The sequence below is a fragment of the Tropicimonas sp. IMCC34011 genome (genome assembly GCF_003390865.1).
Classification (GTDB): domain Bacteria; phylum Pseudomonadota; class Alphaproteobacteria; order Rhodobacterales; family Rhodobacteraceae; genus Tropicimonas_B.
In genome coordinates, this window is the sequence record NZ_QMEJ01000003.1 from 425,654 (window position 1) to 441,480 (window position 15,827).

The 15,827-nt window shown below is 67.6% G+C and carries 14 protein-coding genes and 1 pseudogene; 5 read left to right on the plus strand and 10 right to left on the minus strand.

Annotated elements, in window-relative coordinates:
- Positions 1–50 precede the first annotated feature (50 nt).
- Positions 51–497, plus strand: a complete 447-nt coding sequence (mscL, locus tag DQG15_RS11535) for a large conductance mechanosensitive channel protein MscL (protein ID WP_116085383.1) — start codon at positions 51–53, stop codon at positions 495–497.
- A 127-nt stretch (positions 498–624) separates the two neighbouring features.
- On the opposite strand, the gene rpsU is transcribed toward mscL, so the two are convergent.
- Positions 625–831 (minus strand): 30S ribosomal protein S21, encoded by a 207-nt coding sequence (gene rpsU, locus DQG15_RS11540; RefSeq protein ID WP_036556662.1) that lies wholly within the window; start codon positions 829–831, stop codon positions 625–627.
- Between the two features lie 115 nt (positions 832–946).
- Here rpsU and DQG15_RS11545 point away from each other — a divergent pair.
- Positions 947–1,654 (plus strand): annotated as a pseudogene (locus tag DQG15_RS11545) (COQ9 family protein); the annotation flags it as partial.
- Between the two features lie 149 nt (positions 1,655–1,803).
- Entirely contained in the window at positions 1,804–2,805 is a 1,002-nt protein-coding gene (locus DQG15_RS11550; RefSeq protein WP_232830811.1) for an NAD(P)H-quinone oxidoreductase, read from the plus strand.
- A 3-nt stretch (positions 2,806–2,808) separates the two neighbouring features.
- Here the strand turns inward: DQG15_RS11550 and DQG15_RS11555 are convergent, their stop codons facing one another.
- The 9 genes from DQG15_RS11555 to DQG15_RS11595 form a co-directional block, all read right to left on the minus strand.
- Positions 2,809–3,630 carry an ABC transporter ATP-binding protein gene (locus DQG15_RS11555; protein WP_116085386.1) on the minus strand — a complete coding sequence of 274 codons (822 nt, stop codon included), beginning with the start codon at positions 3,628–3,630 and terminating at the stop codon, positions 2,809–2,811.
- A complete protein-coding gene (locus DQG15_RS11560) occupies positions 3,623–4,483 on the minus strand; it encodes an ABC transporter ATP-binding protein (RefSeq protein WP_116085387.1) in 861 nt (286 codons plus the stop codon). The genes DQG15_RS11555 and DQG15_RS11560 overlap by 8 nt, the downstream gene beginning before the upstream one ends.
- Positions 4,480–5,295, minus strand: a complete 816-nt coding sequence (locus DQG15_RS11565; protein ID WP_232830812.1) for an ABC transporter permease — start codon at positions 5,293–5,295, stop codon at positions 4,480–4,482. Before DQG15_RS11565 ends, DQG15_RS11560 begins: the two co-directional genes overlap by 4 nt.
- The gene (locus tag DQG15_RS11570; protein ID WP_116085391.1) at positions 5,288–6,289 is read right to left on the minus strand and encodes an ABC transporter permease; all 1,002 of its coding nucleotides are present in this window, start codon (positions 6,287–6,289) and stop codon (positions 5,288–5,290) included. The genes DQG15_RS11565 and DQG15_RS11570 overlap by 8 nt, the downstream gene beginning before the upstream one ends.
- A gap of 56 nt (positions 6,290–6,345) precedes the next feature.
- On the minus strand, positions 6,346–7,878 hold the full coding sequence (locus DQG15_RS11575) for an ABC transporter substrate-binding protein (RefSeq protein WP_116085393.1): 1,533 nt from the start codon (positions 7,876–7,878) through the stop codon (positions 6,346–6,348).
- A 138-nt stretch (positions 7,879–8,016) separates the two neighbouring features.
- Positions 8,017–9,579 (minus strand): NAD(P)/FAD-dependent oxidoreductase, encoded by a 1,563-nt coding sequence (locus DQG15_RS11580; RefSeq protein ID WP_116085394.1) that lies wholly within the window; start codon positions 9,577–9,579, stop codon positions 8,017–8,019.
- Positions 9,580–9,650: 71 nt separating this feature from the next.
- Complete coding sequence (locus DQG15_RS11585) at positions 9,651–11,117, minus strand: NAD(P)/FAD-dependent oxidoreductase (protein WP_116085396.1); 1,467 nt, start codon at positions 11,115–11,117, stop codon at positions 9,651–9,653.
- Between the two features lie 4 nt (positions 11,118–11,121).
- The gene (locus DQG15_RS11590) at positions 11,122–11,898 is read right to left on the minus strand and encodes an SDR family oxidoreductase (protein ID WP_116085398.1); all 777 of its coding nucleotides are present in this window, start codon (positions 11,896–11,898) and stop codon (positions 11,122–11,124) included.
- A 107-nt stretch (positions 11,899–12,005) separates the two neighbouring features.
- Positions 12,006–13,016: an AraC family transcriptional regulator gene (locus DQG15_RS11595; RefSeq protein WP_116085399.1), complete on the minus strand. Its 1,011-nt coding sequence runs from the start codon at positions 13,014–13,016 to the stop codon at positions 12,006–12,008.
- 340 nt (positions 13,017–13,356) lie between these two features.
- On the opposite strand from DQG15_RS11595, the gene DQG15_RS11600 reads away from it, so the two are divergent.
- On the plus strand, positions 13,357–14,928 hold the full coding sequence (locus tag DQG15_RS11600; protein ID WP_116085401.1) for an NAD(P)/FAD-dependent oxidoreductase: 1,572 nt from the start codon (positions 13,357–13,359) through the stop codon (positions 14,926–14,928).
- An 84-nt stretch (positions 14,929–15,012) separates the two neighbouring features.
- Complete coding sequence (locus tag DQG15_RS11605; protein WP_116085402.1) at positions 15,013–15,780, plus strand: SDR family NAD(P)-dependent oxidoreductase; 768 nt, start codon at positions 15,013–15,015, stop codon at positions 15,778–15,780.
- Positions 15,781–15,827: the final 47 nt, after the last annotated feature.

Consider the following 15,827-nt stretch of genomic DNA (forward strand, 5'->3'; position numbering starts at 1 on the left):
GCGCGCGAACCGGGGGGCATTGGCGCCCGAGAGACAGACAAGGCAGGGACATGCTGACAGAATTTCGCAACTTCATCGCCCGCGGCAACGTGATGGACATGGCCGTGGGCATCATCGTCGGCGCGGCCTTCACCGCGATCGTGACGTCGCTCGTGGGGGATCTGATCAATCCGTTCATCGGCCTCTTCACCGGGGGGATCGATTTCACGGGCATGTTCTACGTGCTCGGTCCGACCGACTATGCCAGCCTCGAGGAGGCCCGCGCCTCGGGCGATCCGGTCTTCGCATACGGGGCCTTCGTGATGGCGGTGATCAACTTCCTGATCGTCGCCTTCGTTGTGTTCATGCTGGTGAAGCTGGTGAACCGGGTGAAGGACGCGGCGATGCGCGAAGAGGTGGAAGCCGAGCCGAGCGTTCCGCCGGCCGATCCCGGCCCGACCGAGCGGCAGCTCCTGATCGAGATCCGGGACGCGCTTCTGGAGCGACCGAAGGCCTGACGCCCCTGCGGGAGCGCGCAACGCGCTCCACCGAACAAGCAAAACCCCCGCCCGGATGTCCCGGCGGGGGCTTCGATTCGAACGTCGCGACCAATTGCTCGAGCCGCGGACTGGCCTCAGCCAGGGATCAGAGCATCCCTTCGCGCTGAGCCTTCTTCCGGGCGAGCTTGCGGGCGCGGCGAATCGCCTCGGCCTTCTCACGCGCCTTTTTCTCCGAGGGTTTCTCGAAGTGCTGGCGCAATTTCATCTCGCGAAAGACGCCTTCGCGCTGAAGCTTCTTCTTCAGGGCACGGAGAGCCTGATCAACGTTGTTGTCGCGGACACTGACCTGCATGTGGGTGTCACCACCTTTCCAGTTAGCGTTTCATTCTTGCAGGAGGTGGCCATATAGCAATGCCGCTTTAGCTTGTCCACTGCGCGTTGAACGAAGACCGACGAAAGGGCCCTCCATGATTGCCGACCCAGCCACCACCGGACATGCCGACCCGACCGAGACGCAGCTGCTCGACGCCGCGCTTCGTCATGTTGCCTTCGACGGGTGGTCGGAGCGGACGCTGAGGGCCGCCTGCCGCGAGACCGGCATCTCCGAGAGCCTCGCCCGCTCGATCTTTCCGCGCGGCGCGGTGGACCTCGCGATCGCCTTTCACAAAAGGGGTGACGCGCAGATGGTCGAGCGTCTGCGGACGACCGACATGACCGGCCTGCGCTTTCGCGACAAGATCAGCGCTGCCGTGCGCATCCGTCTCGAGGTCGCCGGCAGCAAGGAAGCGGTGCGCCGCGGCGCGACGCTCTTCTCCCTGCCGCAATACGCCCCCGACGGCGCGAAGGCGCTCTGGTCGACGGCGGATGCGATCTGGACGGCGCTCGGCGACACGTCCGACGATCTGAACTGGTACACCAAGCGCACGACCCTCGCCGGGGTCTACGGCTCGACGCTGCTGATGTGGCTCGGGGACGATTCGCTCGGCTCGTCGGATACCTGGGCCTTTCTCGATCGCCGGATCGGCAACGTGATGCAGTTCGAGAAGGTGAAATCCCGCCTGCGCGAGGCGCCCTTCCTGAAGCCCTTCACCGCCGGACCGGAATGGCTCTTCGGACGGGTGCGGGCGCCGATGCGGAACATGGAAGAGATGATGCCGGGCCGCTGGAGCCCGCCGCCAGCACCGGGCGCGGGGATGCCTCCGGCGGGCTCGGAGGCAAGCTCCCCCGACCCTGCCGCGGGTCCGCGTCCCGGCCCGGTTGGGCCGGCTGAGACGTCCGGCGATGCCGGTAGCGGCCCCCGCCCCGGACCGGTGGGGCCCGCGTGATGACGAGCGATCTGCCCAAAACCATGCGCGCCGTCGAGATCAGCGAACACGGCGCCCCGGAGGTCCTCCGTCTCACCGAGCGCCCCGTTCCGAAACCCGGCCCGGGCGAGGTCCTGATCCGCGTCGCCCATGCGGGGGTGAACCGGCCGGATGCAGCGCAGCGCGGCGGCACCTACGCGCCGCCTCCGGGTGCCAGCGACCTGCCGGGGCTCGAAGCTTCGGGCCATGTCGCGGCGACGGGGGAGAGTGTCGGAGAATGGTCCGTGGGGGATGCGGTCTGCGCGCTTCTGCCGGGCGGCGGGTATGCCGAGTATGTCGTCTGTCCCGCGAGCCACTGCCTTCCCGTACCCACGGACATGTCCCTGCGGGAGGCCGCCTGCCTGCCAGAGACGTTCTTCACGGTCTGGTCCAATGTTTTCATGCGCGGGCATCTGGAAGGTGGTGAGCGCTTCCTCGTCCATGGCGGCTCCTCCGGGATCGGCACCACCGCGATCCAGCTCGCCTCCGCCTTCGGCGCGCGGGTCTTCGCGACCGCCGGCAGCGCCGAAAAATGCGCCGCCTGCGAGAAGCTCGGCGCCGAGCGCGCGATCAATTACCGCGAGGAAGACTTCGTCTCGATCCTGAAGGACGAAGGCGGCGCCGACGTCGTTCTGGACATGGTCGCGGGCGACTATATCGCGCGAAACCTCAAGGCGATGGCGCAGGACGCCCGGCTCGTGATCATCGCGTTCCTCGGCGGTGCGAAGGCGGAGATCAACTTCGCCCCCATGATGATGAACCGCCAGACCATCACCGGGTCGACCCTGAGGCCCCAATCGGTGGAAGCCAAGGCGAAGATCGCGCGGGAGCTGCGGGAGCGGGTCTGGCCGCTGCTCGACGCCGGCCGCGTGGCCCCCGTTCTCGACAGCGAGTACGATCTCGAAGCCGCGGCGGACGCGCATCGCCGGATGGAGACCTCCGAGCATATCGGGAAGATCTCGCTCAAGGTCGCGGGAGGCTGAAGATCAGGCCTCCTGCGCGTTCTCGAGCCATGCATCGTCGAGCGTCGGCAGCGGAATCGCGGCCTTGAGGGCTGCTGTATAGGGATGCGTCGGGGCGTCGAACACGTCCGCGATGCGGCCCTGCTCCACGATCTCTCCCGCCTTGAGCACGATGATCGTGTCCGCCAGCCTGCGGATCAGCGACAGATCGTGGCTGATGAAGGCGAGGGTGAGGTGCATGTCCGCGACCAGCTCCTCCAGGAGGGCCACGATCTGCGCCTGTGTCGAGACGTCGAGGCCCGAGGTGATCTCGTCGGCGAGGATGAAGCGGGGGCCGAGGGCAATGGCGCGGGCGATGCCGACGCGCTGACGCTGGCCGCCCGAGAGCTGGTGCGGGTAGCGATCCGCGAAGGCACGGCCGAGATGCACCCGGTCGAGCGCCTCCCGCGCCTTGTCCTCGGCCTGCTCCACCCCGTGCAGCTTCAGTGGTCCCGCGATCAGCCGCAGGATCGTGTGGCGCGGGTTGAGGGAGGACATCGGGTCCTGAAACACCATCTGGAGGTCGCGGCGGTGCCCGGTGAGCTCCGACGGCGCCATGTGCGTGATGTCATGCCCGTCAAACAGGATGCGGCCCGCGGACGGCTCGAGGAGCCTCACAAGGCAGCGGCCCAGTGTGGACTTGCCGGACCCCGATTCGCCCACGATTCCGACCACGCCCCTGCGGGGTATGTCGAACGAGAGGCCGCGCAGGATTTCCAGACGGGGGCGACGGCCGAGGCGGGGGCCTGCGTTCATGTCGGGCAGGGAGAGACCGAGGTCCCTCACTTCGATGAGCGGCTCAGCCATGGGTGGCCTCCTGTTCGGCGCGCAGGGCCTCGATCACGCGCTCTGGAACCGGGCGGAGCGAGTCCTCCGGTCGGTCGTAGCGCGGCGTCGCCCCGATCAGGGCTTCCGTGTAGGGATGCGGGTTCGGGCCGAAGAGATGCTCCGCCGTGCCCGTCTCCACCACCTTTCCGGCGTAGAGCACCGTCGCGCGGGTGCAGAGCTTGGCGACGACGCCCATGTCATGCGTGACGAAGAGCATGGCGGTCCCGTGCCGCGCCTGCATCGCGCGGATGAGCTGCAGGATCTGTCGCTGCACCGTGACGTCGAGCGCGGTGGTCGGCTCGTCGGCGATGATGAAATCGGGCGCCGCGGCGAAGGCGGCGGCGATCAGGACGCGCTGACGCATGCCCCCCGACAGCTCGTGTGGATAGCTGCGAAGCGTCTGCGCAGGATTGCGGATCGACACCTCGTTCAGCGTCTCCTCGGCGCGAAGGAGGGCCCTGCGCCGGTCCCATCCCAGAGTGTGGACGAGCCGGTCCGTGATCTGCCCCGCGATGCGGCGGCTGGGGTTGAGCGCGGTCAGCGGGTCCTGCGGGATGATTGCGATCCGTTCTCCCACCAGCTTGCGCAGCCGCCTCCGGGGAAGCGCGGTCAGTTCCTTCCCGTCGAAGCGGACGGACCCCTCCGAGACGTTCAGCCCGCGCGGCAGTAGCCCGGCGACGGTCTTGCCGATCATGCTCTTCCCGGCGCCGGATTCCCCGATCAACCCGTGGATCTCGCCCGGTGCGACGGACAGGCTGACATCCTGCAGGATCCGCGGCCCCCGCGGTCCGATGCGGACCGAAAGGCTGTCGATTTCAAGGATCCCCGTCATGATGCCGCCGGGTCCAGCCTGTCCTTCAGCCCTTCGCCGAACTGCGAAAAGGCAAGGACCGTGAGGAACAGCGCCACCATGGGTGCGACGAGGATCCAGAGCGCGAAATGGATCTGCGTCCGGCCCTCGGCGATCATGCCGCCCCAGGTCGGATCGTCCGACGAGACGGACAGGTTCACGAAGCTCAGGATCGCCTCCACGATGACGGTGATGCCCATTTCGAGGGACAGAAGGACGAGGATCGTCGGCAGCACGTTCGGCACCACCTCGTGCCAGAGCGTGCCCAAGGGGGAGCGCCCGACGACGGTGGCGCTGGCGACGTAATCCATGCGGGACTGCGCCATGGTTTCCGCCCGGACCACCCGGGCGAAGCGCGTCCAGTCGATCACCGCGATGGCGATGATGACGGAGGAGAGGCCGGTGCCGAGGACGGCGACGAGGAGGATCGCGAAGAGGACGGGCGGGAAGCTCATCCAGATGTCGATGAGCCGGCCCACGGCCCGATCCGTCCAGCCCCCGAGATAGCCCGCGAGCAGGCCGAGGACCGAGCCGAGGATCGCGGCCGAGCCACCGGCGAGGACGGCGACGATGAGCGCGACGCGGGCTCCGTAGATCAGCCGGGAGAGCACGTCCCTCCCGAGGGAGTCGGTGCCGAGATAGTAGCCGGGTTCGGCGCCCTCCATCCAGAAGGGAGGCAGCTTCTCGAGGAAGAGATCCTGCGCCAGCGGATCATGCGGCGCGATGAGAGGCGCGAAGATCGCGGCGAGGGCGAGAAGGACGAGCCAGCCGCCCGAAAGCCAGAGTCTAGCCATGACGCAGCCTCGGATTGAGGGCGGCATAGGCGAGGTCCACGATCAGGTTCGTCGCGATGAAGAGCACGGCGAACAGAAGCACGATCCCCTGGATCAACGGCAGGTCCCGGTTCACCACAGCGTCGATGGCGAGGTTGCCGAGGCCTTCGTAGGAAAAGAGCTTCTCGACGATCACCGTCCCGCCGATCAGGAAGGTGAACTGCACGCCCACCAGCGTCAGCGTCGGCAGGGCGGCGTTGCGCAGCGCCTCCCGGAAGAGGACGGCGACCTCCGAGAAGCCGCGGGCGCGGGCAAGGTTCACGTAGTCGAGCTCCATGACTTCCTTCAGCGATTGTTTCAGCACCTGCGCGATGACCGCCGAGAGCGGCAGCGCGAGGGCCAGCGCCGGCAGGGTCATGTGGGCAAGAAGATCGCCCGTCACCCGGAAGTCGAACCGCAGGAGGGATTCGAGCAGCAGGAAGCCGGTCGCGTAATCCGGGTTCAGCGCGGGGGAGATCCGGCCGGAAATGGGAAACAGGGGCCAGAGCACCCCGAGGCAGAGGATGAAGATCAGGCCCCAGAGGAAATCCGGGATCGACAGCGTCATCCCGTTCCAGAGATCGACGGCGCCCTCCGCGGTGCCGCGCCGACGCAGCGTTCCGATCACCGCCAGGGCTCCGCCGAGAAGGACGGCGAGGAAGAGCGCGTAGAACGCCAGTTCGAGCGTGGCGGGCAGGCGTCCAAGGACGATGCGGCCGACATTCTGGCGCAGCGAGATGGAGGTGCCGAAATCGCCCTGAAGGACACCGCCGATCCAGATGAAGAACTGCTCGGCCAGGCTTCGGTCGAGGCCGTAGGCGGCGCGCAGGCGGTCGATATCCGCATCGGTCGCACCGGGCGGAAGCATCATGGCGATGGGATCACCGGGCGCGACCCGGATGACGACGAACACCACGACGGCCACGCCGAAGAGCGTGAGGGCCGTGGTCAGAAGACGGATGAATGCAGCTTGCATGGGTCAGCCCGGTCGCCCCTCCACAAAAAAGCGGAGGGGCGCCCGGAAATCTCGCCTCAGGTGCGCGACACGTTCTGCGGCACGAGGGCGCCGGACGTGTTCTGCGTGACCGACAGGCCGGAGCGGTAGATGATCGGCTGCATGTACTGCAGGAGCGGGATCACCAGCGCGTCCTCGGCGGCCTTGCGATCCACCGCCTTGTAGCCTTCGATGCGCTTCTCCTCGTCGGCTTCGGCCCAGAGCGGACCGATCATGTCGATCATCTCCTGCCCGTCCCAGACCGAGTGCGGCGAGGGGCCGAAGAGCGTGAAGCCGGTCGAGGTCGAGGGATCGCCGACGGCGTTGCCCCAGTTGTAGAACGCGGCCGGGGCCAGCGTGTCCGCGGCGCGCAGCTCGTAGTGCTTGGCGATCTCGTAGACCTCGATCTCCGCCTCGATGCCGACCCGGCGCCAGAGCCCGACGATGGCCTGGATCATCTCGTAATCCTTCGGCTTGAAGCCGCGGGTGGTCTGGATCGTGAAGCGCACCGGGTTATCCGGCCCGTAGCCCGACTCGGCGAGCAGGCGTTTTGCCTCCTCGGGATCGTAGGGCACCTCGATGGAGGCGTCGTAGGCGTCGTATTCGGGGGTCTGAAGGGTGGAGATCGGCACGCCGTAGCCCGACAGCAGCCGGTCGATGATCAGCTGCTTGTCGACGGCGAGCGCGGCTGCCTTGCGGACGTTCGGATCGGTCATCACGTCGATGTCGTTGATGAAGATCATGCCGATATCGGAGACCGGCGCGATGGTGCCCTCGAGACCGTCCTTCTCGCGCAGGCGATCGTATTCCTCGTAGGGGATCTCGAGCGTGATGTCCGACGCGCCGGATTCCACCTCGGCCACGCGGGCGGAGGAATCGGGGATGAACTTGATCGTGACGGTCTCGAAATCCGGCTTTTCGCCCCAGTAGTCGGGATGTGCCTTCAGCCGCAGGAACGCGTTCCGCTCGAACCGGTCGACCATGTAGGGACCGGAGCCGATCGGGTTCTGCTCGAAGCCCTCGGGGCCGACCTCCTCGAAATACTTCTTGGGCAGGACGTAACCGGTCAGGAAGCCCATCCACTTGAAGAGCGTGGGCTCGTACTCCAGCACGTCCGCCGTGATGACGTTCCCGTCGATCTCGAAATTGCCGATCTTGGCCCAGACGAACTGGATCGGATTGCCGCCTTCGGGATCGGCGGCGCGCTCCAGCGACCACACGACGTCCTCCGCCGTGACCGGATCGCCGTTGTGCCAGACGGCGCCCTCGCGGACGACCATGCGGATCTTGCTGTTGTCGTCCGTCCAGCCCCATTCGGTCAGGAGGCCCGGCTTGAAGCTGAGGTCCGGGTCCTGCGCGATGAACTGGTCGAAGATCGTCTGGTAGATGCCCTGGATCGTCGGGTTCACCGCCGAGGGTCCGACCGTCGGGTCGAAGGACGGCAGGTTCACGTTGTAGGCGATCGTGAGCTCGTCGCTGTCTTGCGCGCGGAGCCGGCCGGGAATGCCGGCGACGGCGAGGCCGAGCCCTGCGGTTGCGGTGCCGAGCAATGTGCGTCGGGTAATCGTCATTCCTGAACCTCCTGTCGGTGAGCGGTGGGGGAAGCGCTCCCCCGCCGCAGAACCCGGACCTTTGCGGCCTCTGGGAAGTTCAGGCTACTTCAAGCTTGAAACATGTCAATGCATATGACCGCTTGCGGTGCGCAATGCCTACCGGGCGAGCTTCTTGGCGAGCATCGTGCCCGATCCCGCGCCGACCCCTGCACCGGGCCATGTCGAGGCGCCGACGATGTGCAGGTTCCGGACCGGCGTCGACCAGTCCGAGTAGCCGGCCACGGGGCGGAAGAGGAAGTTCTGCGCCGGATGGTGGGATCCACCGATCTGGTCTCCGCCGACGAGGTTGGCGTTGTCCGCTTCCAGATCGGTCGGGGTCACGATCCGCTTGCCCGTGATGCGGCCGCGCAGGCCCGGCGCATAGCTTTCGATGATGTCCAGCACGCGCTCCGCCATCGGTTCGGCGGCATTCGCCCAGTCCGTCGCGTCGATCTCGCCGGCGGCATCGCCGAGGATCTCGCCCGGCACCATCCGGGCCTGGACCCAGAGGATGTGCTTGCCGTCCGGCGCGCGGGAGGGATCGACCACGGTCGGCTGGCCGACCACGAGAACCGGCGCGCGCGGCAAGAGCCCGTCAACCGCCTCGGTATGGGCGTTCGCCATGGTCCGCAGATCCGGCGCGAGGTGGACGTAGGCGAAGCGTTTCAGGTCCTCGCCCGCGGCCCAGTCAGGCAGTCCGTCGAGCGCGAGGTGCAGCATGAACGTCCCCGGCGCGTGGCGGAACCGCTCGATCCCGTCGTCGTAGCGCTGGGTGCCGCTGCCGCCCGGCAGGAGCCGCGCGAGACCGGAGGGCGCGACGTTGGCGATCACCGCACGTTTGGCCTCGATTTCGCGTCCGTCCGCCAGGCGCACGCCGGTCGCCCGTCCGTTCTTTCGCAGCACCTCGGCCACCGGGGCGTTGCAGGTGACGCGTCCGCCCGCCTCCTCGATCATGCCGACGAGAGCGCTGACCATCGTATCCGCCCCGCCCTTGCCGATGACGAGCCCGAAGGCCTGACCCGCCATGCTCTCGAGATACGGGAAGACGGCGCCGCCCGACTGGTCGGGCGGGAAATCCAGGTGCATCCCCCAGGCGCAGCACATGGCGCGGACGCGAGGATCCTCGAACGTCTCCTCGGCCCATGCGCGGGGGGAGAGCAGCATGAGGCGCACCAGCTCGTAGAGTTTCGCGGTGCCGGCGCTGCGCCAGGTGGACCACGCCGTGCGCATCAGGCCCTTCACCTTCATCGGGGATCCAAGGACGGAGAAGATGCGGGGCGCGATATCCGGAAACTCGGCCGAGAGGCGCCGCCACGTTTCGGCATCCCGAGGGGAGAACGCCGCGATGCGGGCGGCAGTCGCCTCGGCATCGGTCGAGACGCCGCACCAGCGTCCATCCGGAAAGACGCTGGCGAAGCACTCCGTGGCCGCGACCGGCTCGAAGCCGTGCTTCGCGAGTGCATCGCCATGGGTCTTGGCGAAGTCCGACCCTGCGAAGAGCGACAGGTTCATCGCGCCCCAGTCGTGGCGGAACCCGGGTTCGGTCAGCTCCAGTGTCTTCACCGCGCCGCCGGGCGTGCCTGAGGCCTCGAACACCTCGACGGACCAGCCCTTGCTGGCAAGGTGCGCCGCGGCGGCCAGGCCATTGTGGCCAGCGCCGATGATGATTGCGTCAGTCATGCTAACTCCAGGCTGAGGACACGGGCGAAACATGCATCAGCATGGACCGGCTGTCCACGGCGCCCCCGACACTACGCCACGCCGAGCCTGGTCTTGAGGCGCTGCCGCACCTTCCCATACCGTTCCGGCTTCACCGGCATCTGCCATTCCATGAAACGCTGGCTCTTCGGAATCTCCAGCCGCAGATCGCTCAGAAGCTCGTCGATCTGGTGCATGGAGAAGGGGATGATGTTGGTGCCCCGTGCATGCTTTCCCTCGGTCCGCTCGGCCATCCAGTCGATCCGCTCGCGGGTCATGCGGCGCTGTTCGGCCTCGTCCGGCAATACCATGTCCCCCGCCAGGTAGGAGGCGATCCAGAGGGCGCCCATCTCCGCGGAGAGCGGGCTGAAGAAGCTCGAATTGTAGCCGTTGAAGGCAAGGTTCTCGATGCCGATGGGCTTCACGCAATTGTAGAGCATGAAGTTGCCACGCTCATCCATGAGCCTGTCCCGGATCTCCTCACCGAAAAATGGCACCGACTGGGTCCACCCCGTGCCGCAGATCACGATATCCGCCGGCAGGCGCGTGCCATCCGCAAGAACGGCCGTCCGCTCGTCTCCCTCCACTTCGAAGCGCTCGATCTGCGTGTCGCGGTGCACGACGATCTTGCCGGAGCGGACATGGTCGTAGAACCCGTCCGTCACGAGGGAGACGGTGGAGCGGGCGATCCGCTCGAACTGGCCGCGGGGCACGAGGTCCAGTTCCGCCAGCTTGAGCTGTTTCGTGGTCAGCGCCTGCACCGAACCCACCATGCTGTTGCGGACCGGCGCGCCGCGGCCGTGGAGGAAAGCCTCGACGCCGCGCGTCCTGCGGTACTTGAACAGCCCTTCACCCATGCGCGTCAGCAAAAGATACTTGTAGTTCAGCACCCCGCCGAACTTCTTCGGCGCCTTCCAGATGAGCTCCCGGGCGATGACGTCGAGGGATTTCGCGCTGCCCGCGACAGCCGCGGCCACGTCGCAGGAGGACTTGCCGTAGCCGATCACCAGAACGCGTTTGCCCGCCGCATCACCCAGATGGGTGAACCGGGAGGAGTGGCAGATCCGTCCGCCAGCGGCCTCGAAGGCATCGGCCCCCTCGAAGCGCGGAACGGCGGGTTCGGAGAAGATGCCGTTGGCCACCACGAGGAAGTCGAACCGGCGGGTGCCGGCGCTCGTCTCCAGCGTCCAGCCTCCGCCCTCCTCCTGCCGGGCCGAGGTCACCTCCGTGTTGAGGTGCACGTGCTTCATGAGCTCGAACCGCTCGGCATAGGCCTCGAGATATGCCTGCACCTGAGGCCCGCTCGGCCATTCGGGATAGGATTGCGGCATGGGGAAATCGGACAGGCAGTAGGTGTCCTTGCCGTTCTGCGTCGAGACGCCGGGATATGTCCGGGACGCGGACCAGACGCCACCGACATCCCCGACCTTCTCGAACACGGTCACGTCGTGACCGAACTCCATGAGATGCTTCGCCGTGGTCAGTCCCGCGAACCCGGCGCCGATGATACCGACATTCATGGCCTCACTCCTCCAGAAGCGGGATTGCGGGGGAAGCACGCTCGGGGCCCATCGCGGTGTACCCCCCGTCGACGCGGATATCGGTCCCGGTGATGAACGAGGCCTCGTCCGAGCACAGGAACATGACCGCGCTCGCGACCTCCTCGGGATCGCCCGCCCGGCCCATCAGGTGGAACGTCCCGGCGACGAGGTCCGTCTTCGCGCGGTCGCCGCCGGAGAGCTGGTCCATGATGTTGGACCACGTCCAGCCGGGAGAGACCGCGTTCACACGGATGCCGTCAGGGGCGAGATCCATCGCCTGATTGCGGGTCAGTTGCAGGATCGCCGCCTTGCTGACCGGGTAGAGCCAGCGGCCGGTCTGCGCCACGCGTGAGGAGATGGAGCCGAAATTGACGATGGCGCCCTTGGTCCTGGCCAGATCCTCGCGCGCCGCCTGCATCAGCATGACGGAGCCCACGAGGTTGACGTCGAGCGCATCGAGCCACTCCGCCCGGCTCGAGGCCGCGCCGTTGTCGCCGTAGGAGCAGGCGACGTTGACGAGGAAGTCGATCCGGCCGAACTCTTCGCGGGTCGCTGCGACCAGCGCGGCGATGTCCTCGTCCCTTCGCAGGTCCGTTCTGGTGAAGCTCGTGCCGTCCGCCGTCAGGGCCGCGCCGCCTTCGGCATCGATATCCGCGATCATGACGCGAACGCCATGCTCCCGGAACGCGGCCACGACCGCCTGGCCGATCTTCGTCACGCCGCCCGGGACGATGGCGACCTTGCCCTTCAATCCTCGCATGTCCGTCTCCCTGTCGCTGTTGTTCAGCCGATGGTGAGACGGGCCGAGGCCCTCCGCTATCCGCTCCGCGCGGCCGGGATCCGATACGCGAGGTGACGCCCCCGGCTTCAGAGAGCCCGGCGCAGCGTCTCGACGGGCGTGCAGCCGTAGCGGCGGCGGTAGTGCTCGGAGAACCGCCCGAGGTGGAAGAAGCCCCAGGTCATGGCGATATCCGTCACGGTGACGTCCGGATCGCCGGTGCGAAGGGCTGCATCGGCGCGCTCAAGCCGCCTGTCTCTCAGGAACTGCATCGGGGAGGTGCCGCGATGCAGTCGGAAGGCCTCCTGAAGGGCGCGCGGGCCGATGCCCGAGGCGGCGGCGATCTCCTCAAGCGTGATCGGCTCGCTCAGATGCGCGTCAATGAAGGCTTCGGCCCGCCGCACCGTGCGCGGCGCGGCGGCGGCTGCGGGCCGGGCGATCTCGAACTGGTGAGGGTGCGCCTCGATCAGCGCCAGAAGCAGCGCCTGTTCGATCTGCGCGCCGACGAGATCCTCCGCGCCGATGAGCGAGCGTGCGCCGTCGGCCTGCGCGACGAGGAAGCGCAGCAACTCCGCCAGCCTCAGCCCCGCCCCGTGGGTCAGGTCCGCGGGGCCGGAGAAGGTCACCTGAGCGCCGCTCGCCATGTCGCAGTGATCGCGGGCGGCGGCGTCCATCGCGTCCCTGTCGATCTGCACCATGAGCTGCGCGCAATCGGCACTCCACTCCATCTCGATGGGATCGTCCGGGTTGAGAATGCCCGAGGTGCCGCCGCCGATCCGGTAGCCGGCTTCGCCGCAGCGAATATCCGCGCTGCCGCGAAGGGGAAACTGGAACAGGTAGAAGGACCCGAGCGCGCCCGGCACGATCGACGCAGCGGCGCCATACCGGATCGTATTGATCGACAGCCGCCGGCCCTGAAGACGGTTCTGCCGTGCATGAATGCGCCCCGTGCCGAGCCGCTCGAGCCGATGATCGCAATAGACCTGGGCGACCGCATGGCGCGCGGCGTCGAGGTCCCGTGTTTCGAACAGGGGATACCCGGCAAGGGGCAGGCGATCGGTGGCGAGCTCCATCATCGTGTCCTTCCGCTTGTCGAACATTCCGCGCGCCTTCCGGACAGGCGCCGCGCGAAACGGACAGACCGGGCGCCGCGTCCGTGACAGTCTCGCCCGCAGGAGGCCTCGAGGCGGTCCGTTGAATCACGTTCGGGCAGGTCGGGAGGATCTGTCAATCTTGTTTGAGGCTTCAAGCGCTCGCTCGGCGCGTGCGCCGCAAAGAGGCGCGCGATGCCTTCAGACGCGGCAAATCGCAAAGGGCCTCAGGCCCATGACTGACGCGACCGGAAACTATTTTAAGCTTGCACCGATCGCGGCCCATGCGATCACATGCTCCCCGACGCCGGCGCGCGGCCGGCCCCTGCACCAGATCACGAGGTCCCCGATGTCGTCTCGCCCCTATGCAATCGTCGGATCCGGCATCAACGCGCTCGTCGCCGGCGCGCTTCTGGCAAAGGCGGGCAAGCCGGTTGTCGTCTTCGAGCGGGAAGCGGTGGCCGGCGGCTGCATGCGCACGGAGACCCTGGCGGAGGGCTACACCTACGACCCTCTCGCGACGACCTTCGTTCTCTGGGTCACCGGCGGCGCCCATGAAAAGCTCGGAGAGGATCTGGCGCGTCACGGCGTCGAGTTCTGCGCGACGGACACCCCCACCGGCGTCCTCCGGCCCGACGGCAGCGCGCAGGTCTACAAGATGGACAGGGCCGCGAATGTCGCCGCGTTCAACGAGGTGGCGCCGGGGGACGGGGACCGTCTCGCGGCCGATCTCGATGGCTTCGCCGAGGACGCCTCTCTGATCTTCGGCCTGATGGGAGGCGATCCCTGGTCCAGCAAGACCGCGAGGATGATCGGCAAGGAGGCGTGGTCGCGCGGCACTCGCGGCCTCGTGGCCCGTATGGGCAAGGCGCTTCAGCCCATGCGTGGCTGGCTGGAGACGTCCTTCTCAGGGGATCTGAACCAGGCGATCTGGGCGCCGTGGGGGCTGCATGCCGGGCTTCCGCCCGAAGCCGCCTTCTCGGGCCAGATGGGCCAGATCATCGGCTTCGCCCTGGAGGCGGCCGGCGCCCCGATCGTGAAGGGCGGTGCGGCGAACATGGTGCGCGCGCTGACCGGGATCATCGAGGAGAACGGCGGCGAGGTCCGCACGAGCGCGCCGGTCGCGAAAATTCTGACGCACAAGGGTGCCGCGACCGGGATCCGCCTCGAAAGCGGCGAGGAGATAGAGGCGGCCGGCGTTCTTGCTTCCACCACGCCACACCAGCTCTACGGCTCGCTCCTGCAGGGCGCCGGCGCCGCGCCGGATCGCGGGGAGGACCTCCGCCGCTATCGCTACGGTCGCGGAAACTTCCAGCTCCACTACGCGCTGAAGACTGCGCCTGGGTGGGCGACCGAGGGGCTGGAGAACGTTCAGCTCCTGCACCTCACCCCCGGTCTCGATGGCGTCAGCCGCGCATCCAACGAGGCGGAGCGGGGGCTTCTGCCTGCCGTGCCGACGATCTGCGTCGGCCAGCCGTCGGCGGCCGATCCCACCCGCGCGCCGGAGGGCGGCGCGGTGCTCTGGCTCCAGATGCCCGATGCCCCGCGTCACGTTAAGGGCGATGCGGCGGGCGTGATCGAAACGCCGCAGGACGGGGTCTGGACCGAGGCGCTGAGGGAGGCCTTTGCGGACCGGGTCGAGGACATCCTCGTCCAGCACATTCCGGACCTGCGGGAAAACATCGTTGCCCGTCGCGCCATCTCTCCCGCCGACCTCGAGGGCATGAACGCGAACCTCGTCGGCGGCGATCCCTATGGCGGGGCCTGCACCATCGACCAGTTCTTCACCTTCCGCCCCTTCGCAGACAGCAAGCGCCACGACACAGGCCTCCGGAATCTCTGGCATATCGGCGCTTCGACGCATCCCGGACCGGGGCTTGCCGGCGGCTCCGGCCTCCTCGTCGCGGGGGAAATCGGCTGACACGCCGGGATGTCGCGCCTGCGTGAGTGAACCGATCCGCGAGACCTTCCGTTTCCCCTCGAGACGGCAGGAAAGGGATTGGCCATGAAATTCGACCTGAGCGGGAAACGCGCCCTCGTGACGGGCTCCACCAAGGGCATCGGTCGCGGCGCCGCGGCGGCGCTTCTGGAGTGCGGCGCCGAAGTCATCGTCACGGGCCGCGCGCAGGATGATGTGGATTCCGCCGTGCAGGCGCTGGGCGCTGGCGCAACCGGTATCGCGGCGGACCTGACGCAGGCGGAGGATTGCGACCGCCTCGCGCGTGAGGCCGGCCGGGTGGATATCCTCGTGAACAATGCCGGGAAGTTCGGCGGGCAGGATTTCTTCGACGCAAGCGATGCGGATTGGGACGGTTACTGGGCAACGAACGTGATGAGCGGCGTGCGCCTCTCCCGTGCGCTGATCCCGGCGATGGCGGAGCGCGGCTGGGGCAGGGTGATCTTCCTCAGCTCCGAAAGCGCGATCAACATCCCGCCCGACATGATCCATTACGGCGTCACGAAGACCGCCTATCTCGCGCTGTCCCGCGGGCTGGCCAAGCGCATGGCGGGGACAGGAGTGACCGTGAATGCAGTCCTCCCGGGGCCGACCTTGTCCGACGGGATGACATCCGGCCTCGATCCCGCCGAGGGCCAGAGCATCGAGGACGCGGCGGCGGAGTTCGTGAAGGCCAAGCGCCCCTCCTCCGTGATCCAACGTGCGGCCTCGGTCGAGGAGGTCGCGAACATGATCGCCTACGTCGCCTCGCCGCTCTCGAGCGCGACCTCGGGCGCGTCGCTTCGCGTCGACGGCGGTGTCGTGGATACGATCTGATCGTCCTCCCCGGCGGGTGCGACATCACGCATCGGCCCCGGACATGT

Coding starts and splice junctions, on each gene's coding strand:
- mscL (WP_116085383.1), top strand. CDS start 51: ATGCTGACAGAATTTCGCAACTTCATCGCCCGCGGCAACGTGATGGAC.
- rpsU (WP_036556662.1), bottom strand. CDS start 831: ATGCAGGTCAGTGTCCGCGACAACAACGTTGATCAGGCTCTCCGTGCC.
- DQG15_RS11550 (WP_232830811.1), top strand. CDS start 1,804: ATGACGAGCGATCTGCCCAAAACCATGCGCGCCGTCGAGATCAGCGAA.
- DQG15_RS11555 (WP_116085386.1), bottom strand. CDS start 3,630: ATGGCTGAGCCGCTCATCGAAGTGAGGGACCTCGGTCTCTCCCTGCCC.
- DQG15_RS11560 (WP_116085387.1), bottom strand. CDS start 4,483: ATGACGGGGATCCTTGAAATCGACAGCCTTTCGGTCCGCATCGGACCG.
- DQG15_RS11565 (WP_232830812.1), bottom strand. CDS start 5,295: ATGGCTAGACTCTGGCTTTCGGGCGGCTGGCTCGTCCTTCTCGCCCTC.
- DQG15_RS11570 (WP_116085391.1), bottom strand. CDS start 6,289: ATGCAAGCTGCATTCATCCGTCTTCTGACCACGGCCCTCACGCTCTTC.
- DQG15_RS11575 (WP_116085393.1), bottom strand. CDS start 7,878: ATGACGATTACCCGACGCACATTGCTCGGCACCGCAACCGCAGGGCTC.
- DQG15_RS11580 (WP_116085394.1), bottom strand. CDS start 9,579: ATGACTGACGCAATCATCATCGGCGCTGGCCACAATGGCCTGGCCGCC.
- DQG15_RS11585 (WP_116085396.1), bottom strand. CDS start 11,117: ATGAATGTCGGTATCATCGGCGCCGGGTTCGCGGGACTGACCACGGCG.
- DQG15_RS11590 (WP_116085398.1), bottom strand. CDS start 11,898: ATGCGAGGATTGAAGGGCAAGGTCGCCATCGTCCCGGGCGGCGTGACG.
- DQG15_RS11595 (WP_116085399.1), bottom strand. CDS start 13,016: ATGTTCGACAAGCGGAAGGACACGATGATGGAGCTCGCCACCGATCGC.
- DQG15_RS11600 (WP_116085401.1), top strand. CDS start 13,357: ATGTCGTCTCGCCCCTATGCAATCGTCGGATCCGGCATCAACGCGCTC.
- DQG15_RS11605 (WP_116085402.1), top strand. CDS start 15,013: ATGAAATTCGACCTGAGCGGGAAACGCGCCCTCGTGACGGGCTCCACC.